Source organism: Bariatricus sp. HCP28S3_A4 (genome assembly GCF_052066395.1).
Classification (GTDB): domain Bacteria; phylum Bacillota; class Clostridia; order Lachnospirales; family Lachnospiraceae; genus Allocoprococcus.
In genome coordinates this window covers 46,971-65,484 of sequence record NZ_JBQHSE010000001.1, presented here as the reverse complement: position 1 = coordinate 65,484, position 18,514 = coordinate 46,971, and the positions used below count along the sequence as shown (strand labels likewise).

The window sequence follows — 18,514 nt, the reverse complement described above, 5'->3', positions numbered from 1 at the left end:
AAATTATGGCGAAGCAGACTTGGAAGGCAGGAAATATGCTGTATCCGTTACCGGCGGTCATGGTCAGTGTATCGGACAAGGACGGGAAGAATAATATCATTACGGTTGCATGGGCAGGAACGATTTGTACGAACCCTCCGATGGTATCGATTTCCGTGCGGCCGGAACGGTATTCTTATCATATGATAGATGAGACAGGAGAATTTGTCATCAATCTGACGAATGAGGATCTTGCAAAGGCCAGCGATTATTGCGGTGTGCGTTCCGGAAGAGATGTGGACAAATTTAAAGAAATGCATTTGACTCCGGATGAAGCGCAGTATGTAAAAGCACCGTTGATCAAGGAAAGTCCGGTCAATATTGAATGCAGAGTGGTAAAAAAAGAAGAACTTGGTTCACATCATATGTTTTTGGCAGAGGTCCTTGCGGTTCATGTGGATGATGCCTACATGGACGAGTCGAACCGGTTCGCGCTTGAGAAGACAAAGCCGCTGGTTTACGTCCACGGGCAGTATTTCAGTCTTGGAAGACTACTGGGAACTTTTGGCTATAGTGTGAGAAAAAAGATCAAGAAGAAAAAGAAAGAGAATAAAAGGAAATAGCTTGACAAAGAAAGGCGTCAGGGTATATGCTGTTTGAGTAAATCTCAAGGGCGAGACTGTGAAGAAGCAGTTCCGCCCTTTTTTTAGAAAAGGAGCGGAAAAAATGAAGAATTTTACGTTTACAGTACCACAGGATATTATTTTTGGAATGGGAAGTTTAAAGAGACTTCCGGAATTGCTGAAAAAAAACGGATCGGCTAAAATGCTGCTGGTTTCTGACAGGGGACTTGAGAAGCTGGGAGTGGTTGAAAAGGTGCGGAGTATTGTTACGGCATCCGGAATTGAGGTGGCAGAATTTCTGGATGTAGAGCCGAATCCTTCCGTGGATACCGTGAATGCGGCAGTAAAAGCATATCAGGAAGCGGAAGCGACAAGTATTGTGGCACTTGGCGGAGGAAGCCCGATGGACGTTGCAAAAGCAGTCGGTGTACTTGCAAAATTCGGCGGACAGATCACAGAATATGAAGGAGCGCACAAGGTACCGGGCAAGATTGTGCCGATCATTGCGATCCCGACTACAGCAGGAACGGGAAGTGAAGTGACCGCTTTCTCTGTTATCACAGATACATCAAGGAACTACAAACTGACGGTATTCAGTTATGAACTGATTCCGAGTTATGCACTTCTCGATCCGGAACTTATTATGACAGCGCCGGCATCCATCGCGGCGTCCTGTGGTGTGGATGCACTGATCCACGCATGGGAAGCATATACATCCCGCGATGCATCTCCATTTTCCGATGCAATGGCAGAAAAAGCGATGGAACTGATTGGAGCAAATATCCGCCGTTTTGTCGCAAACAGACAGGATGAAGAAGCAGCCTGCGCAATGATGTCAGGAAGTATGTTCGCAGGAATTGCATTTGCATGGGCACGTCTGGGTAATGTACATGCGATGAGTCATCCGGTCAGCGCATTTTTCCATGTGCCGCACGGAGTAGCAAATTCCATCCTGCTTCCGACGATTGTAGAATACAACGCACTTGCAGATCACGGACGTTATGAGAAGATCTACAATTACATCAGCAAGGAAAGCGAACCGGTTGTCGATTTTGTGCCGGAGATGCTGGTTGACGAAGCGCGCGAGCTTCTGAAGGATCTTGGTATTCCTTCCAGACTTTCCGATGTAGGGGTGACAGAAGACAAGATCCCGCAGATGGCAGCAGATGCAATGAAGAGCGGAAATATTCTGGCAAATCCGAGACAATCTACACAGAAAGATATTGAGATGCTGTACCACAAAGCACTTTAGGAGTATAAAAAATGATATCCCAGAAACCAAGTTGTTTTTGGAATATCATTTTTTTATATATCGTACTACAGCGGGTTGACTTTTTGGAGATAAATGCGCCTCAGGAACCAGGCGGAAAGTACGACCGACACAAGTTCAGCGATCGGAATTGCCCACCACACCTGATTTAACCCGAAAAGCCGGGCAAATAAATAGGCAACAGGCAGTATAACACATAACTGCCTTGCAACAGAGACGATCAGACTGTACATGCCGTTCCCGAGGGCCTGAAATACCGAACCTGATACGATACAGAATCCGGCGAAAATAAAACTGAGGCTGATGATCCGCAGAGCAGGGATGCCGATTTCAAGCATCCGGTCAGAAGCATCGAACATGCGGAGCATGACATCCGGAAAGCACTGAAAGAGTACCAGCCCAAAGAGCATAATCGTAACAGCAGTGCAGATACTGAGCCATATCGTGTGCAGAATTCTTTTTTTCTGACGCGCACCGTAATTAAACGCGATGATCGGTATCATTCCGTTATTCAGACCGAAGATCGGCATGAAGATAAAGCTTTGAAGTTTAAAATAAACTCCGAATACAGCGGCTGCTGTTGAAGAGAACATCAATAAAATCTTATTCATGCCAAACGTCATGACAGAACCGATGGACATCATAATAATCGAAGGTATCCCGACTGTATAAATATTTAGAATGACAGTACGGTTTGGACGAAAGCCTTTCAAATGAATATGAATATCTTTGTTTTTCGTAATGTTAAAAAGCAGAGCCATTGCCGCTGCAATCATCTGACCAATAATCGTGGCAACTGCGGCACCTGCCACCTCAAGTCTTGGAAAACCGAACAACCCGAAGATCAGAATCGGATCTAAAATGATGTTGATAATGGCACCGGTTCCCTGAGTGATCATAGCATAGAACGTTTTCCCGGTGGCTTGAAGCAGCCTCTCACAAGTAACCTGCAGGAAAATGCCGATGGAACAGATCGTAATGATTCGCATATACTGTGTGCCGTAGCGGACGATCTGCAGATCGGTTGTCTGAATATGAAAAAAAACACCTGAGCAAAGGCCGCCAAGAACAGCAAACGCCAGGGAACTCATAAATCCAAGAAATAAGCCGTTGGATGCAGCACGGTCAGCCGCCTCGTAGTTCTTCTCGCCCAGATTCCTGGAGAGAAGTGAGTTGATCCCGACGCCGGTACCCGATGCGACCGCGATTATCAGGTTCTGTATGGGAAATGTGAGTGAAACGGCGGTAAGTGCATTTTCATTCAGCCGGGCAACAAACATGCTGTCAACAATATTGTAAAGTGCCTGTACCAGCATGGAAAGTATGATAGGAAGTGACATTGTGAACAGTAGTTTCGGTATGGGCATGACCCCCATTTTATTCTCTTTTCCTGTCGAATCTGACATGATTTTCCTCCTTTGTATCGATAACCTATCTGATATTATAACATTGAATATGTATATTGCAATAAGAGAAATGCCCGAGGTATAGGAAATCAGAGATTTTCATATATTAGAGAGAATATGGAAAACGGGGTGGGAGCTTGAAATACCGGTTATGGAAGTCTGTTTGCACCATTTGTTATATGATTTTGCTGTTTACGGCACTGGGAATCTGGGAGGGCAGATCGCAGGAAACCGGCAGCAGGGAAGATGCAGTACAGGAAATGAAAGAAGAAAAAATGAAAATCGCACTGACATTTGATGACGGACCCCACCCGTCGTGTACGCCGCTTTTGCTGGACGGTCTGAAAGAAAGAGGGGTAAAAGTAACTTTTTTCGTGATCGGCCTCAATGTAGAACGCTATCCGGAACTGGTGAAAAGGGAGTATGAAGAAGGTCATATTGTCGGGAATCATACGTATAATCATGTGGAGATCACGAGGATCGACAGTGTAAAAGCAAAAGAAGAGATCGAGAAGACGAGTCAGGCTGTGGAAAGAATTACCGGCCGTCCCACGGAATACATGCGGCCTCCGTTTGGTGCCTGGCAGAAGGATCTGGAAAAGGAGATGAATGTCATTCCCGTTCTGTGGACTGTAGATCCGTTGGACTGGACGACGGAGAATGAGGATGAAATTGTAAATAAAGTAGTGACGGATGTGCGGGAAAATGATATGATTCTCTTACATGACTGTTACAAATCTTCGGTACATGCCGCGCTTCGGATCATAGACCTGCTCCGGAAGGAAGGCTATGAATTTGTGACGGTGGATGAACTGATATTAAATTAGGAAAGATGAAAGAGTATGATAAATGAATTTTCAAGAACAGAACTTTTGTTGGGGACGGATGGCATGGAACGATTGAAAAAGGCTTCGGTTATGGTATTCGGAATCGGAGGCGTCGGTTCACACTGTGTGGAGGCGCTGGCGAGATCCGGGGTCGGAACATTGATTTTGATCGATAATGACACTGTATCGCTTACGAATATCAATCGCCAGTCGATTGCACTGCACAGCACGGAAGGACGATATAAAACAGAGGTCATGAAAGAGAAAATCGCGGATATTTGCCCGGAGATTCGGGTCAGAACCTATGAGCGATTTGTATTGACCGATAATCTGGGGGACATATTGGATGAACGACCGGATTATATCATAGATGCGATCGATACAGTGACGGCAAAACTGACACTGGTATGTGAGGCAAGAAAGCGTGGAATACCGATCATCAGCAGTATGGGGACCGGGAATAAACTTCATCCGGAGATGTTTGAGATAACGGATATCACAAAGACCAGTGTCTGTCCGCTCTGTAAAGTGATGAGAAAGGAACTGAAGAATCGTGGTATCGGCCATTTAAAAGTGGTATACTCGAAAGAGAAGCCGATTGATACTTCGGGTAGGGATACAGGGGAAGATGCCGGAGTACGAAGAAGCATACCGGGGAGCATTTCCTTTACCCCTCCGGTGGCAGGGCTTCTGATTGCAGGGGAAGTAATACGTGAGTTGGCAGGACTTGTGTAGAATACAAAGGAGAGATGGAAAATGGATCTGTTTGAATATATGAGAGAGACAAATAAAGAGAAAGAATCTCCGCTCGCATCCAGACTGCGGCCGACGACGCTGGAAGAAGTGGTTGGACAGCAGCATATTATCGGGAAGGACAAACTGTTATACCGTGCGATCAAGGCGGACAAACTGAGCTCGGTGATTTTCTACGGCCCGCCCGGAACGGGGAAAACGACGCTCGCGAAAGTGATTGCAAATACGACAAGCGCCGAATTTACGCAGATCAATGCTACGGTGGCCGGGAAAAAAGATATGGAAGAGGTCGTAAACAAAGCAAAACAAATTTACGGCATGTATCAGAGAAAGACGATTCTGTTTGTGGATGAGATCCATCGTTTCAATAAAAGCCAGCAGGATTATCTGCTTCCTTTTGTGGAGGACGGAACCCTGATCCTGATCGGGGCCACAACGGAAAATCCATATTTTGAAGTAAACAGTGCGCTGATCTCTCGCTCCAGTATTTTTGAATTAAAGCCGCTTTCCACGGAGGATGTTGAAACTTTGATCCTGAGAGCGGTGAAGGACAGTCAGAAGGGAATGGGCAGCTACCATGCAAAGATCGACGAAGACGCGCTGCATTTTCTGGCCGATTTGTCGGGAGGAGATGCGAGACTTGCATTAAATGCAGTGGAACTGGGGATTCTGACTACAAGCCGGAGCGATGACGGATGGATTCATCTTACGCTGGATGTGGTTTCGGAGTGTATTCAGAAGCGGGTTGTGCGGTATGACAAGACCGGCGATAACCACTATGACACGATCTCGGCATTTATCAAAAGCATGCGAGGGTCTGATCCGGATGCGGCAGTTTATTATCTGGCCAAAATGCTGTATGCGGGAGAAGATATCAAGTTTATTGCCCGCCGGATCATGATCTGTGCGTCGGAAGATGTGGGAAATGCAGACCCCATGGCTCTTACGGTTGCCGTTTCTGCGGCTCAGGCTGTAGAGCGGATCGGAATGCCGGAGGCACAGATTATCTTGTCACAGGCGGTGCTGTATGTGGCGACTGCACCAAAGAGTAATGCGGCATACAATGCCGTTTCTGCAGCCATGGATAACGTAAAACGGGTGAAAACGACGGTTCCGCCGCATCTGCAGGATGCGCATTATAAGGGCTCCCAAAATCTGGGACATGGTGTGGGATATCGTTACGCGCATGATTATCCGAAGCACTATGTAGAACAGCAGTACCTTCCGGATGAGATCAAAGGAGAGGTGTTCTATGAACCCGGAGATAACGGTTATGAAGCAAAGATCAAGGAACATATGCGCTGGCTTCATGAAAAATAGCCAGGACACTTCATTGAAACAGGAAATCGCCCGATTCACGCAATATCAGTTGAACATCGGGGGAAACTCTGATACGATGTATGCAACAGGAAGGAAGTGATGAGATGGTACTGGAAGACAGTTATATTACCATTGCATGGCTGGTTCTTCTGATCATCCTTCTGGTAGTCGAGATCATTACGGTGGGACTGACCAGTATCTGGGCTGCCGGAGGCGCGCTTGTGGCGCTGATTCTGAACATTCTGAAATTTCCGTTTCTTGTTCAGGTCGTCGCGTTTTTTGCAGTCACGTTTCTGTTGTTGTTTTTCACGAGACCGTTCGCGGTGAAATGCATCAACAGCAGGAGAGAGAAGACCAACTATGAAGGAATCATCGGCAAGACGATCCGGATTGCCGAAAGAGTGGACAACATAAGCCAGACCGGAATGGCGGTGGTCAATGGGCAGGAATGGACGGTGCGATCGGAGAAGGATGAAGAGATCCTGGAAGCCGGAACCATTGCAAAAGTGGTTGATATTTCCGGAGTTAAATTAATAGTCAGACGATACAAGGAGGTTTAATATGGGATTCATTATTTTAGCAACGATTTTTGTGATTATTTTACTGGTATTGATCTCTTGTGTGAAGATCGTTCCGCAGGCAAAGGCGCTGGTCGTAGAACGGCTTGGTGCGTATCAGGCGACCTGGAGTGTAGGGCTTCATTTTAAACTTCCGCTGATCGACCGCGTTGCAAGAAGAGTCGATCTGAAGGAACAGGTCGTTGATTTTGATCCACAGCCGGTTATCACGAAAGATAATGTAACGATGCGAATTGATACCGTTGTATTCTATCAGGTTACAGATCCGAAGCTGTACTGCTATGGTGTGGCAAATCCAATTATGGCAATTGAGAATCTGACGGCAACAACACTTCGAAATATCATCGGTGAACTGGAACTGGACCAGACACTGACATCCCGAGAGACGATCAATACAAAGATGCGAGCATCTCTTGATGTGGCAACGGATCCGTGGGGAATCAAGGTCAATCGCGTGGAGCTGAAGAACATTATTCCACCGGCAGCGATCCAGGATGCGATGGAGAAGCAGATGAAGGCGGAACGTGAACGTCGTGAAGCAATCCTGAGAGCAGAAGGAGAGAAGAAATCTACCGTCCTTGTTGCAGAAGGTGAGAAGGAATCTGTAATTCTGAAAGCGGAGGCTGAGAAGCAGGCGGCGATCCTTCAGGCGGAAGCAGAGAAGGAAAAGAGGATCAAGGAAGCCGAAGGTGAAGCAGAAGCAATCCTCAAAGTGCAGCAGGCAAATGCAGACGGTATTCGTTTCCTCCGTGAAGCGGGGGCCGATGAGGCAGTTCTTCGGATCAAGAGTCTGGAGGCTTTCGAGAAGGCAGCGGACGGAAAAGCGACCAAAATCATCATTCCGTCAGAGATCCAGGGACTTGCAGGTCTGGTTAAGAGCGCGAAGGAAATTATTTCCGAATAGAGCAGACAGTTGAATAGAGAAGAGTGGGAGGTGCTGGATATGATACATGTGCTGATTCTGGAAGATGAACACGCTTCGATGGAAGCGCTCATCCGTATTCTGAATGAGTATTCGGCCGAGATTCAGGTCCATGCCGCCTCCTCATATAAGGAAGCGAAAGACCTGTTGGAAGAAAATATCCGATATGGTCTTTTTCTTCTGGATGTAAACTTAAGCGGAAGCCGGAAAGAGGATATCGGAGGAATTATCTTCGCCAGAGAGGTAAGAGAAAAATTCCAGTATATGTTTACACCGATCGTGATGGTGACTTCCGTGGGAGCAATGGAGATGCAGGCGTATCGAGAACTGCATTGCTATCAATATATTATGAAGCCTTTTGATCGTACACAGGTGGAGGAAGTCGTAAGAAAAGTACTTGTGAATAAAAAACAGGAGGAGCCGAGGACAGTCATCGTAAAAAAGGATGGAATTAACTATCAGGTGAAATGTCAGGACATTCGCTATATTGAAGCAGTTCCGCGCGGAATCTGCATTCACATGAGGGGTGAAAACTGGAAAGTACCATATGTAACGCTGAAGCAGATGATGCAGAAGCTGCCGAAAGAAATGTTTGTGCAGTCGCACCGGATGTTTGCCGTGAACCGGCAGGAGATTGAGTACATTGATACCGTGAATCGGGTGATTAAATTGAGAAACTGCAGTGATACAGTTGAAATCGGCGTGACATATAAAGCGGAAATGGGGAGAATAATAAATGATTGATTGGGTGAGAAAGTTTTTATACCGTATTTTCTGTGTGATCGCATTGCTTGTATCGGTCTATCTGGTCGTGGATTTCCTGTACAGCGGGACCTTTGACTATCGGGTATTTGTCATGTTCGTTCTGATGGTGGTGGTCATCATATGGGGAATCGTTGACTGGAGAAAGAATTATCTGATTATGCAGCAAAAAGAGCAGGAACTGCGCCTGTATCAACTCTACATTCAGCCGCTTGAGGAACTGGTGAAAGAGATCCGGGCGAGACAGCACGAATTCGACAACCAGATCAATGCCATTTTAAACATGCATCTTACGGTGGACAATTATGATGAGCTTGTGGAACGGCAGTCACAATATATCATGGAAGCAGTGAAGGATGATGAGAACCGGATGTATCTTCCGCTCCTCAAGATCAGTGATAAAGTGCTTGCAGGCTTTTTATACAGCAAGATCGTGCGGGCACCATCTTATGTGAAGACGGAAATCGTGGTGAAGAATCTGGAAATCCTCTCCGGGATATCCGAACATCATCTGATCGAGATCATCGGAACGCTGGTTGATAATGCTTATGAAGCATGCACGGAGGAACTGAACCGGGTTATCATGGAACTGGATTCCGAAAATGACCGGGTTGTCTTCACTATCAAAAACCGTATGAGGAATGTCAAGCTGGAGAATATCGGACGTTTCTTTGAAAAAGGGTTTTCTACAAAAAGTGAAGACGGGAAGCGGGGACTTGGTCTTTATAATGCAAAGCTGCTCAGTGAGCGGTACGGCGGTGAGATTACGGTGAGTACGGATTTTATCGATGAACGGAATTATATCTGTTTTCGTGTAGTCGTGTAAATGAATAAAAAAAGCGGTGTCCGAAAAGGAGGACAATGGATCAAAACCTCCGGATTCGGGCACCGTTTTTTTGTGTATTATATTGGCTTACAGCAGATTTGCCATGAGCCAGGCATAGATTTCCTGATTCTTTTTCTGCCAGTTTGTGACGATGGCTTCGGCTTCGGCTTCGCTTGGAACAGAGAGCGTCAGGTCGATCAGAGGAAGTTCGTCTTCCAGAACCTGGCATCTGACTGAGAATTCCCGGGATGTGTTTCGGTAATAATCGGCCTTTACAGCAACCTCATTTTTGAGATCATATTTTTTCTCGCGTAAATAATTGTCGATATCTTCTCGTATAGAGCGGGAGATATTGTTTTTGAAATACTGGATGGACTGGGCACCGTCTTCTGTCAGATGATAAAGGGTACGGTTGTGGGAAGTCTCTTCCCGGATAAGTTCCGCTTCCGTAAGTTCGGAAAGTGCCTGCTGAAGCTTGAAATAGGTCGTATATCCTTTGTTCAGTATGAATTCTGAAATCTGTGCGTTGGTAAGCGGAAAATCCACCTTGTCCAGCATATACAGAATGATCAGTTTATATAGTGTGAAAGTTTCAGACATGATGTCGTCCTCCTTATAAATCAATATACTCTTTTCCCTGCCAGATATCGTTGCCTTTCAGGTATTTCTGCATGGAGTTCAGAACCAGCCTTTTATTCCCGGTCCAGAGCGGCTCGATCAGAAGTGATTTGGGGCCGTCTCCGGTGAGCCGGTGTATTACAATATCCGGACGAAGATTGGAGATGCACATACCAAGAACGTCAAAGTATTCTTCCATGGAAGGAACGGAGAAGGGATGTTCCTGATAATAATCTGCCAGATCCGTATGTTTTAATATGTGAAGGAGCTGCAGTTTAATACCCTGAATGGGGATCCGGTTCAAGTATCGGATGGTATCCAGCATCTGCGCAGGAGATTCTCCGGGAAGAAACAGGATCACATGTACGATAACCGAAATGTTAAGTCGTATCAATGCCTCTGCGGCATTTTCAAATACTTTCAGATCGTAACCACGACGTATGAAACGCGCGCTCTCGGGATGGATGGTCTGCAGCCCAAGCTCGATCCATACCGGTTTGATCCGATTCAGTTCATCGAGAAGTGCAAGAATCTCGTCGCTTAAACAATCTGGTCTGGTGGCGACGGAAAGGATCCTTACGTCCGGTTCCAGAATCGCCTCGTAAAAGATCTTTCGGAGATGTTCCAGCGGAGCATAGGTGTTCGTGTATGCCTGGAAATAGGCGATGTATCCGTTACCGGTCTGTTTGCGCCGAATAAGTGCTTTCCCTTCTTCGAGCTGTTCCCGAATCGTCAGGGCAGGCGAGGCGGCAAAATCTCCGGAACCCCCTTCACTGCAGAAGATGCAGCCCCGTTCACCGCAGGTCCCGTCACGGTTCGGACAGGTACAGCCGCCGTTTAATGAAACCTTATAGAGCTTCTCGCCATAGGTTGTCTTCAGATAGTAATCCAGGGAGAAATATCGTTTTTCTCCCCAGAATCTCCGCTCCGTCATCGATTAGATCAGTGCCTTGACCGCTTTGCTGACAACATCTGCCACCCGCGGGTCAAATGCTTCCGGAAGAATATTATTCTCGTTCAGTTCTTCGTCTGAAACAAGACCGGCGATTGCTTTTGCAGTTGCAAGCTTCATTTCTTCCGTGATCTGTGTGGCACGTCCTTCCAGAGCACCTTTGAAAATGCCTGGGAATGCGATGACGTTATTCACCTGATTCGGGAAATCAGAACGTCCTGTTCCGACTACCTTTGCACCGGCTTCCTTGGCAAGATCCGGCATGATTTCCGGAACCGGATTGGCCATTGCGAAAAGAATGGCATCCGGATTCATGGATGCAACCATTTCTTTTGTGACAATGTTCGGTGCGGAAACTCCGACGAAGATATCGGCGCCTTTGAGGACATCTGCAAGTGTTCCGGCTGCACCGGAAAGGTTGGTGAGCTTCGCCATTTCCTGCTGCATCCAGTTCAGATTCGGAGAATTCTCGGAAATGATTCCGTTGATGTCGCACATGGTGATATCCGGGAAACCATAGGTGAGAAGGAGCTTTGTGATCGCCACACCGGCGCTGCCGGCACCGTTTACCACAACCTTGCATTCTTCCATCTTCTTGCCGGTTACTTTGAGTGCGTTGATGATTCCGGCGAGCACAACGATGGCTGTACCGTGCTGGTCATCATGGAAGACCGGGATATCAAGAAGTTCTTTCAGTCGGCTTTCAATCTCAAAACAACGCGGTGCAGAGATATCTTCCAGATTGATACCGCCAAATGCAGGCGCAATATTTACCACTGTTTTAATGATCTCTTCGGTGTCCTGGGTATCCAGACAGATCGGAACTGCGTTGACACCGCCGAATTCTTTGAAGAGAACCGCTTTTCCTTCCATAACCGGCATAGCGGCATGGGCTCCGATATTTCCGAGACCGAGGACAGCACTTCCGTCAGAAACTACGGCGATCGTATTTGCCTTTATCGTATATTTGTAAGCTGCTTCCTTATCTTTGGCGATCACTTTACAAGGTTCAGCTACACCCGGAGTGTAGGCGATTGCCAGATCTTCGCGCGAATTCACGTGTGATTTAGCAGTTGTTTCAATCTTACCGTTCCATTTTTCATGCATTTCCAATGCTTTTTCACTTATTGACATGTCATTATCCTCCTCGACTGGGCAGTAAAATTCTGCTCAGATATTTGTTTTTGAAACTTACTTCTTATGATAACATTCTTGAGAGAGTAAAGCAATTGAAAATAATGCTTTTCAATTTGTAAAAAATAAGGTATACTATATTCAATCATCCTTTTGGCTATATACCGTGTAATAGCTGATTCAGTGAACGATTTGAAGTCATATCCACAGATTTTCCCTTGAGAGAAGAATAGGTTACTTAATAATTTTGATATATGAATGATAAATATTTTTAGAGGAGGTAATATAGAACATGACGCGAGAAAAGTATGAATCTTTGCCGCTTGCTACGTTAAAAGAGCTTGCCAAGGCAAGAGGTTTAAAAGGAATTTCTACATTAAAGAAGGCGGAGCTCATCGAAGCGATGCTGAATGAAGATGATAAAGAAAATGCAAAAGAGGTCAAGGAAGAGATCAAGAATGAGAAGCAGGGCAGTAACGTGGATATTGAACAACTTGACAGCGGACGCACCGTAAATGGAATTCTGGAAGTAATGCCGGACGGGTATGGCTTTATACGTTCCAAGAATTATCTTCCCGGTGAGGATGATGTTTATGTGTCTCCGTCTCAGATCCGCAGGTTCGGACTTAAGACGGGCGATATCCTGACCGGTAACACCAGAGTGAAGACAATGCAGGAAAAGTTCAGTGCACTCCTGTATCTGACACAGATCAACGGCGTTTCTCCGGCAGAAGCTGCAAAACGGAGAAATTTTGAGGATATGACACCGATTTTCCCGAATAAGAGGCTGAGCCTTGAGACAGGGCGGACAAGCACCTCCATGCGTGTTATGGATCTGCTGTCCCCGATTGGAAAAGGACAGAGAGGTATGATCGTGTCGCCGCCGAAAGCCGGTAAGACAACGCTTCTGAAACAGGTTGCACTGTCTGTCAGAAAGAACAATCCGGAGGTTCATCTTCTGATTCTTCTGATCGATGAGAGACCGGAAGAAGTAACCGATATTAAGGAAGCGATTGAAGGCGATAATGTGGAGGTGATCTATTCTACATTTGATGAATTGCCGGAACATCACAAGAGAGTCTCAGAGATGGTAATCGAGCGTGCGAAGAGACTGGTAGAGCATAAGAAAGATGTTATGATCCTTCTGGACAGTATTACAAGACTGGCTCGAGCGTACAATCTGGTTGTTCCGCCAAGCGGGCGAACACTGTCCGGTGGTCTGGATCCGGCTGCACTCCATATGCCGAAGCGTTTCTTCGGTGCGGCCAGAAATATGAGGGAAGGCGGAAGCCTTACAATTCTTGCCACAGCGCTCGTTGATACCGGAAGTAAGATGGATGATGTGATTTACGAGGAATTCAAAGGAACCGGTAATATGGAGCTTGTTCTCGACAGAAAGCTGTCTGAGAAGAGAATCTTCCCGGCAATCGACATTCCGAAATCCGGAACCAGAAGAGATGACCTGCTCCTCAGCACAGAAGAGCAGGAGGCGGTTGATATTATGCGCCGCGCACTGAACGGCATGAAGCCGGATGAAGCTGTGGACAATATCCTGAATCTGTTTGACCGGACAAAGAACAATGCCGAGTTTGTTCAGATGGTCAAGAAAATGAAATGCATTTAAGAATTTGGTTAATAATTTTAAATGAAAAAACTTGCATTTGCACATGAAGTGTGCTACAATAAGAAAGCTGTTTATAGACAATTAGCCGCGTTGAACGCGTAAAACGAATAAACTAAGAAGAGGTGAAAATCATGAAAGAAGGAATCCATCCAGCATATCATCAGGCAACTGTAACCTGCAACTGCGGAAATACATTTGTAACAGGATCTACAAGCAAAGATATCCATGTAGAAATCTGCTCTAAGTGTCATCCGTTCTACACAGGACAGCAGAAAGCAACTCAGGCTCGTGGCCGTGTTGATAAGTTCAATAAGAAATACGGAATTAAATAATATCCGGAATAGGAAGAAAGCTTATCGAAGCTTTCATACTGTAAGATATCAGCAGGCTGAGGTTTTCAGAATCTCAGCCTGTTTTCTCTATAAGGTTTACATGGATTTGTATGATGGAAAGGAAATAAGATGAAATCATCCAATATTGGAGGGCAGGCAGTTCTGGAAGGTGTCATGATGAAGAATCGTGATACTTACGCAGTTGCGGTAAGGAAGCCTGACGGAGAAATAGAGATCAAAAAAGACAACTACAGAAGTGTCACTGGTAAATGGTCGGCACTTACGAAGATTCCGTTCATACGCGGTGTGTTTAATTTTGTGGATTCCATGGTACTCGGAATGAGCACGCTGAACTGGTCCGCAGGATTCTATGAAGAGGAAGAAGAAGCGCGGGAACGGACAGAAGCGGAGGAGAAGAAGGCCAAAAAGCAGGAGGATCTTCTGATGGCTTTGACAATGGTGGTATCGTTTGTTCTGGCGATCGGCATCTTCATGGTGCTCCCTTATTTTATATCTGATTTTCTGAAAAAATGGGTGCCATCTTATACGGTACGGCTGATTCTGGAAGGTGTGGTCCGAATTGCAATTTTTGTCGGGTATGTAGCAGCCATTTCTTTGATGAAGGATATCCGGAGACTGTATCAGTATCATGGCGCAGAACACAAATGTATCAATTGTATTGAGCATGGGCTTCCGCTTACCGTGGAAAATGTCCGCAAGAGTTCCAAGGAACATAAAAGATGTGGAACCAGTTTCATGCTGTTTGTCATGATTGTCGGAATCGTACTACTGTTTTTTGTAAGGGTTGATTCTGTTGTCATGCGGGTGATCGTGAGAATTGCGCTGCTTCCGATCATTGCCGGTATTTCGTATGAGCTGATCAAATGGGCCGGGAACAGTAATAACCCGATTGTCTGTATCTTGAGTAAACCGGGACTCATGCTGCAGCATCTGACAACTAAGGAGCCGAATGATGAGATGATTCAGGTGGGAATCGCTTCCGTTGAAGCGGTATTTGACTGGAAAGAGTATCTGCGTAAGAATTTCGGATGGCAGGATGGAGAAGAGACAAGTGACGTATCAGGAAGCATATAAAAAAGCAGTACGGAATCTAAATGAAAATCAGATTTCAGATGCAGAGAGTGATGCCTGGATCCTGATGGAACATGTGACGGGAATGAACCGCACCCGATATTATGTGGACGGATTCGATGAAATGGATCCTGAAGATGAAAAGCAGTATTTTGAATTGATCGGGAAACGGCTTCAGAGAATACCGGTTCAGCATCTGACCGGGATTCAGGAATTTATGGGAATGGCATTTATGGTCAATGAGCATGTGCTGATTCCCAGGCAGGATACCGAGATCCTGGTGGAAGAGGCGGAGAACTCTCCGCGGATCAGAGGCGAGGAATTTGGCGATGAGGCGAGAGAAGAATTTCCAGAAGAGCTGATTCGAAGAGAGATTCCGGGGAATATAGAAGTGCTGGATATGTGCACAGGATCCGGCTGTATTATTATCAGTATGAAGAAAAGAAATCCGGAACTGGTCTGCGCTGCAGTGGATGTCTCGGAAGAGGCGCTTGCAGTTGCAAGAGAAAATGCCCGCAGACTGGGAGCTGATGTGGAATTTATTAAGAGCGATATGTTTTCCGAAATACAGGGGCAATTCGACATCATCGTTTCTAATCCGCCTTATATACCGACCGCAGTAATCGGGGGATTGGAAGAAGAAGTGCAGAAATATGATCCGTTTATCGCGTTGGACGGACGGGAAGACGGACTTTATTTCTATCGGATTCTGGCGGAAGAGAGCAGAAAGTATCTGAAAGATGGCGGGTATTTGTATCTGGAGATCGGCCATGATCAGAAGGAAGCGGTCGAAGAGCTGCTTCGTGAGGCCGGATTTGAGAAAATACATACACAAAAGGATTTGGCAGGTCTTGACCGGGTCGTTTCCGGCGTGTACAATATTTCAGGAGAGAATAGTAAAATAGAATCATAAAGGCTGAGACTAAGCTGATAGCAGGAGGAGAATAATATGTTTGACAAATTAGAGGATTTGCTGATCCGCTATGAAGAGATTATGGGCGAACTGCAGGAACCGGATGTGGTGAATGACCAGAATCGTTTCCGCAAGCTCATGAAGGAACAGAATGATCTGACCCCGATTGTTGAGGCATATAAGGAATATAAGAGTTGTAAGCAGAATATAGAGGACAGCCTTCTTATGCTGGAAGAAGAAAGCGACGAAGAGATGAAGGAACTGGCAAAAGAAGAGCTGAATGACTCCAAAAAGAGAATCGAAGAATTAGAGCAGGAACTGAAAATCCTGCTGTTACCGAAAGATCCGAACGATGACAAAAACGTTATCGTGGAGATTCGTGCAGGAGCGGGCGGAGATGAAGCAGCACTTTTCGCTGCAGAGATCTACCGCATGTATATCCATTACGCGGACAACCGACGCTGGAAAAGTGAGATCATTTCCTTAAGTGAAAATGGGATCGGCGGTTTTAAGGAAGTTGTGTTCATGTTAACCGGGCAGGGAGCATATTCCCGTATGAAATACGAAAGCGGTGTACATCGAGTACAGCGTGTACCGGAGACGGAAAGCGGCGGACGTATCCATACATCAACGATCACGGTAGCAGTTATGCCGGAAGCGGAAGAAGTGGATGTTGTGATCGATGAGAAAGATATCCGTATTGACGTTATGCGTGCTTCCGGAAATGGTGGACAGTGCGTCAACACAACGGACTCTGCGGTTCGTCTGACCCACTACCCGACAGGAATTGTCATTTACAGCCAGACCGAGAAATCACAGCTTCAGAATAAGGAAAAGGCTTTCCGTCTTCTGCGTTCTAAACTGTATGAGCTGGAACTGGAGAAGCAGCAGTCGGCAGAAGCCGAGGCAAGAAGAAGCCAGATCGGAACCGGTGACCGTTCCGAGAAGATCCGTACCTATAACTTCCCGCAGGGACGCGTGACGGATCACAGAATTAAGCTCACGTTGCATAAACTTGATACGATTATGAACGGAGATCTGGATGAAATCATTGACAGTCTGATTGCGGCTGACCAGGCAGCGAAGCTGACGAAGATGAATGAGAATTAAGTATAGAGCAAATCCTATATATTAAAACGTGAACGTGAAATAACGAGAGACCACATAGACTGTATGCGATACGGCTATGTGGTTTTTTATCTTCTTCCAAGATAAAGCCTCCGGCGGATTGCAGAGGTGCGCAGATGTATTGTGTCATGCAGAGCATGACGCGCACCTCGCAGCAAGTACGCCTCGGCGTACTTGAATTACCCTATTGGAATAGTAAAGGGAAAATAGTATAATGAAAACGAACGTTTGATTTACTAATCAACATAAAACTACCGTAAAGGAGCGGTACGAGATAATAATTGATTGGAGGTATTTCGAGATGAAAAAAATCAAGAAGCTTATGCCGGTGCTTTTAAGCTTTGTATTTGTTGTATCTACATTTATGACAATTACAGTTTTTGCAGCCGAAGCAGAACAGAACGGTTTAGTGGCTACGCTTACTTTCGACAAGTCGGAATATGCGGCAAATGAAGATGTCAATGTAACGCTTACCGTAAAAAATAACAATTCGTATGCCGTTAAAGATATTCAGACAGAGATAACTCTGTCTGACGGTGTCACGCTGAAAGACGGCAGCTTAACACAGGAAGCTTTTGAACTGAACAGTACCGAAAGCAAGACTTGCGAGCTTATCAAAATTGTAAAGGCAACCGAGCCTACAACTGATACAACCAGTCAGTAGACGGGAGATAATTCCCATACAGGTTTTTTTGTTGGTTTGATGATTTTGTCGGGCGGTGCGCTGCTCTTTATCGGGATTAAACAGAAGAAATTACACGCAAAAGGGACAATGTCTCTTATCCTCTGCTTTGCAATGGCGGGAGCAATGCTGCCTATACGGCAAATGAAATACCCGAAGCTGAAGATCTTGCCAATCAAATGAAGGATTATTACTTGAACGACACTGAACCGGAAGGAAATACATTTTATAATTATAATATTTCAAAAATGTCGTTGCCTGAAACGGATGAAACAGGAAAATATAAATTTTTAAAATTACCGTTATATAGACAAAGCCATAATTTTACCTGTGGAGTGGCTTGCGTCGCATCTGTTTTACGCTATGCAGGGTATGATTTTGACACCAGAGAAGATCGATTACTTTGGGAACTTGCAACAACTCCGGAAAATGGGACGAACTATGTGAATATAACAGAATAACAGAAGACGACGGTCACTATGTTGTGTTAATTGGATATAAGAAGGATACGGAAAAAGATACATATATTTATTATTTTATGGATCCATCTACTGCCGGTAGTTACACATATCTTACAGAAGAAGAATTTAGCTTGCGATGGCACGATAGTTTAGAAGGAAAATCAAAACGGATTGGAATTATAGTTTCGTATTTAAATTCAATACAGGAAGTACCAATTGATGTTGTATATCATTTAGATTAACGAATAAAATGATAGCGTAAATGAATAAGAGTGAATAAGCCAAAGGCGATCAACCGTAAAAAGTTGGTCG

At 45.5% G+C, this 18,514-nt stretch carries 21 protein-coding genes; 17 read left to right on the top strand and 4 right to left on the bottom strand.

The window, feature by feature from the left end; translation table 11 throughout:
- Window positions 1–5 precede the first annotated feature (5 nt).
- Entirely contained in the window at window positions 6–602 is a 597-nt protein-coding gene (locus ACTNBF_RS00310) for a flavin reductase family protein (protein ID WP_427805574.1), read from the top strand.
- A 103-nt stretch (window positions 603–705) separates the two neighbouring features.
- Window positions 706–1,854, top strand: a complete 1,149-nt coding sequence (locus ACTNBF_RS00305; protein ID WP_441016180.1) for an iron-containing alcohol dehydrogenase — start codon at window positions 706–708, stop codon at window positions 1,852–1,854.
- Window positions 1,855–1,919: 65 nt separating this feature from the next.
- Here ACTNBF_RS00305 and ACTNBF_RS00300 read toward each other — a convergent pair whose 3' ends face one another.
- On the bottom strand, window positions 1,920–3,278 hold the full coding sequence (locus tag ACTNBF_RS00300; protein WP_427805576.1) for an MATE family efflux transporter: 1,359 nt from the start codon (window positions 3,276–3,278) through the stop codon (window positions 1,920–1,922).
- Window positions 3,279–3,457: 179 nt separating this feature from the next.
- Here ACTNBF_RS00300 and ACTNBF_RS00295 point away from each other — a divergent pair, with 179 nt between their 5' ends.
- The 7 genes from ACTNBF_RS00295 (at window position 3,458) to ACTNBF_RS00265 (ending at window position 9,266) form a co-directional block, all read left to right on the top strand.
- Window positions 3,458–4,105 (top strand): polysaccharide deacetylase family protein, encoded by a 648-nt coding sequence (locus tag ACTNBF_RS00295; protein WP_427820509.1) that lies wholly within the window; start codon window positions 3,458–3,460, stop codon window positions 4,103–4,105.
- Between the two features lie 15 nt (window positions 4,106–4,120).
- Window positions 4,121–4,840 (top strand): tRNA threonylcarbamoyladenosine dehydratase, encoded by a 720-nt coding sequence (locus ACTNBF_RS00290; RefSeq protein ID WP_427805578.1) that lies wholly within the window; start codon window positions 4,121–4,123, stop codon window positions 4,838–4,840.
- Between the two features lie 21 nt (window positions 4,841–4,861).
- Entirely contained in the window at window positions 4,862–6,178 is a 1,317-nt protein-coding gene (locus ACTNBF_RS00285) for a replication-associated recombination protein A (protein ID WP_441088572.1), read from the top strand.
- A gap of 80 nt (window positions 6,179–6,258) precedes the next feature.
- Window positions 6,259–6,738 carry an NfeD family protein gene (locus tag ACTNBF_RS00280; RefSeq protein ID WP_441088571.1) on the top strand — a complete coding sequence of 160 codons (480 nt, stop codon included), beginning with the start codon at window positions 6,259–6,261 and terminating at the stop codon, window positions 6,736–6,738.
- 1 nt (window position 6,739) lies between these two features.
- Window positions 6,740–7,660, top strand: a complete 921-nt coding sequence (locus tag ACTNBF_RS00275) for an SPFH domain-containing protein (RefSeq protein ID WP_427805581.1) — start codon at window positions 6,740–6,742, stop codon at window positions 7,658–7,660.
- 9 nt (window positions 7,661–7,669) lie between these two features.
- Window positions 7,670–8,422 carry a LytR/AlgR family response regulator transcription factor gene (locus ACTNBF_RS00270; protein WP_441088570.1) on the top strand — a complete coding sequence of 251 codons (753 nt, stop codon included), beginning with the start codon at window positions 7,670–7,672 and terminating at the stop codon, window positions 8,420–8,422.
- Entirely contained in the window at window positions 8,415–9,266 is an 852-nt protein-coding gene (locus ACTNBF_RS00265) for a sensor histidine kinase (protein ID WP_441024557.1), read from the top strand. Before ACTNBF_RS00270 ends, ACTNBF_RS00265 begins: the two co-directional genes overlap by 8 nt.
- 87 nt (window positions 9,267–9,353) lie before the next feature.
- Here the strand turns inward: ACTNBF_RS00265 and ACTNBF_RS00260 are convergent, their stop codons facing one another.
- The 3 genes from ACTNBF_RS00260 to ACTNBF_RS00250 are packed head-to-tail and all read right to left on the bottom strand — an operon-like array spanning window position 9,354 to window position 11,970.
- Window positions 9,354–9,866: a DUF4364 family protein gene (locus ACTNBF_RS00260; protein WP_427820504.1), complete on the bottom strand. Its 513-nt coding sequence runs from the start codon at window positions 9,864–9,866 to the stop codon at window positions 9,354–9,356.
- A gap of 13 nt (window positions 9,867–9,879) precedes the next feature.
- Window positions 9,880–10,818 (bottom strand): TIGR01212 family radical SAM protein, encoded by a 939-nt coding sequence (locus ACTNBF_RS00255; protein WP_441088569.1) that lies wholly within the window; start codon window positions 10,816–10,818, stop codon window positions 9,880–9,882.
- A 3-nt stretch (window positions 10,819–10,821) separates the two neighbouring features.
- Window positions 10,822–11,970 (bottom strand): NAD(P)-dependent malic enzyme, encoded by a 1,149-nt coding sequence (locus tag ACTNBF_RS00250; RefSeq protein WP_441088568.1) that lies wholly within the window; start codon window positions 11,968–11,970, stop codon window positions 10,822–10,824.
- A gap of 292 nt (window positions 11,971–12,262) precedes the next feature.
- Between ACTNBF_RS00250 and rho the strand changes: the two genes are divergently transcribed.
- From rho to ACTNBF_RS00210, 8 genes are all read left to right on the top strand, one after another.
- Window positions 12,263–13,594, top strand: coding sequence for a transcription termination factor Rho (rho, locus tag ACTNBF_RS00245; RefSeq protein ID WP_427805587.1), 1,332 nt, complete (start codon window positions 12,263–12,265; stop codon window positions 13,592–13,594).
- 131 nt (window positions 13,595–13,725) lie between these two features.
- Complete coding sequence (gene rpmE / locus ACTNBF_RS00240; protein WP_427805588.1) at window positions 13,726–13,926, top strand: 50S ribosomal protein L31; 201 nt, start codon at window positions 13,726–13,728, stop codon at window positions 13,924–13,926.
- A 129-nt stretch (window positions 13,927–14,055) separates the two neighbouring features.
- A complete protein-coding gene (locus ACTNBF_RS00235; protein ID WP_427805589.1) occupies window positions 14,056–15,021 on the top strand; it encodes a DUF1385 domain-containing protein in 966 nt (321 codons plus the stop codon).
- Window positions 14,984–15,931 carry a peptide chain release factor N(5)-glutamine methyltransferase gene (gene prmC, locus ACTNBF_RS00230; protein WP_441088567.1) on the top strand — a complete coding sequence of 316 codons (948 nt, stop codon included), beginning with the start codon at window positions 14,984–14,986 and terminating at the stop codon, window positions 15,929–15,931. The genes ACTNBF_RS00235 and prmC overlap by 38 nt, the downstream gene beginning before the upstream one ends.
- Window positions 15,932–15,967: 36 nt before the next feature.
- Window positions 15,968–17,041, top strand: a complete 1,074-nt coding sequence (prfA, locus tag ACTNBF_RS00225; protein ID WP_441016172.1) for a peptide chain release factor 1 — start codon at window positions 15,968–15,970, stop codon at window positions 17,039–17,041.
- A 319-nt stretch (window positions 17,042–17,360) separates the two neighbouring features.
- The gene (locus tag ACTNBF_RS00220; protein WP_441024552.1) at window positions 17,361–17,723 is read left to right on the top strand and encodes a hypothetical protein; all 363 of its coding nucleotides are present in this window, start codon (window positions 17,361–17,363) and stop codon (window positions 17,721–17,723) included.
- Window positions 17,724–17,920: 197 nt separating this feature from the next.
- Window positions 17,921–18,202, top strand: coding sequence for a C39 family peptidase (locus ACTNBF_RS00215; RefSeq protein WP_441024551.1), 282 nt, complete (start codon window positions 17,921–17,923; stop codon window positions 18,200–18,202).
- A gap of 23 nt (window positions 18,203–18,225) precedes the next feature.
- Complete coding sequence (locus tag ACTNBF_RS00210; RefSeq protein WP_441016163.1) at window positions 18,226–18,444, top strand: hypothetical protein; 219 nt, start codon at window positions 18,226–18,228, stop codon at window positions 18,442–18,444.
- Window positions 18,445–18,514 lie beyond the last annotated feature (70 nt).

Excerpts from the sequence above, each read along its gene's own strand:
- ACTNBF_RS00290 (WP_427805578.1), top strand. The coding sequence starts at position 4,121 with ATGATAAATGAATTTTCAAGAACAGAACTTTTGTTGGGGACGGATGGC.
- ACTNBF_RS00255 (WP_441088569.1), bottom strand. The coding sequence starts at position 10,818 with ATGACGGAGCGGAGATTCTGGGGAGAAAAACGATATTTCTCCCTGGAT.
- ACTNBF_RS00265 (WP_441024557.1), top strand. The coding sequence starts at position 8,415 with ATGATTGATTGGGTGAGAAAGTTTTTATACCGTATTTTCTGTGTGATC.
- ACTNBF_RS00285 (WP_441088572.1), top strand. The coding sequence starts at position 4,862 with ATGGATCTGTTTGAATATATGAGAGAGACAAATAAAGAGAAAGAATCT.
- rho (WP_427805587.1), top strand. The coding sequence starts at position 12,263 with ATGACGCGAGAAAAGTATGAATCTTTGCCGCTTGCTACGTTAAAAGAG.
- ACTNBF_RS00220 (WP_441024552.1), top strand. The coding sequence starts at position 17,361 with ATGAAAAAAATCAAGAAGCTTATGCCGGTGCTTTTAAGCTTTGTATTT.
- ACTNBF_RS00305 (WP_441016180.1), top strand. The coding sequence starts at position 706 with ATGAAGAATTTTACGTTTACAGTACCACAGGATATTATTTTTGGAATG.
- prfA (WP_441016172.1), top strand. The coding sequence starts at position 15,968 with ATGTTTGACAAATTAGAGGATTTGCTGATCCGCTATGAAGAGATTATG.
- ACTNBF_RS00275 (WP_427805581.1), top strand. The coding sequence starts at position 6,740 with ATGGGATTCATTATTTTAGCAACGATTTTTGTGATTATTTTACTGGTA.
- ACTNBF_RS00250 (WP_441088568.1), bottom strand. The coding sequence starts at position 11,970 with ATGTCAATAAGTGAAAAAGCATTGGAAATGCATGAAAAATGGAACGGT.
- ACTNBF_RS00260 (WP_427820504.1), bottom strand. The coding sequence starts at position 9,866 with ATGTCTGAAACTTTCACACTATATAAACTGATCATTCTGTATATGCTG.
- ACTNBF_RS00215 (WP_441024551.1), top strand. The coding sequence starts at position 17,921 with ATGAAGGATTATTACTTGAACGACACTGAACCGGAAGGAAATACATTT.
- rpmE (WP_427805588.1), top strand. The coding sequence starts at position 13,726 with ATGAAAGAAGGAATCCATCCAGCATATCATCAGGCAACTGTAACCTGC.
- prmC (WP_441088567.1), top strand. The coding sequence starts at position 14,984 with ATGGAGAAGAGACAAGTGACGTATCAGGAAGCATATAAAAAAGCAGTA.
- ACTNBF_RS00300 (WP_427805576.1), bottom strand. The coding sequence starts at position 3,278 with ATGTCAGATTCGACAGGAAAAGAGAATAAAATGGGGGTCATGCCCATA.
- ACTNBF_RS00310 (WP_427805574.1), top strand. The coding sequence starts at position 6 with ATGGCGAAGCAGACTTGGAAGGCAGGAAATATGCTGTATCCGTTACCG.
- ACTNBF_RS00295 (WP_427820509.1), top strand. The coding sequence starts at position 3,458 with ATGATTTTGCTGTTTACGGCACTGGGAATCTGGGAGGGCAGATCGCAG.
- ACTNBF_RS00280 (WP_441088571.1), top strand. The coding sequence starts at position 6,259 with ATGCAACAGGAAGGAAGTGATGAGATGGTACTGGAAGACAGTTATATT.
- ACTNBF_RS00235 (WP_427805589.1), top strand. The coding sequence starts at position 14,056 with ATGAAATCATCCAATATTGGAGGGCAGGCAGTTCTGGAAGGTGTCATG.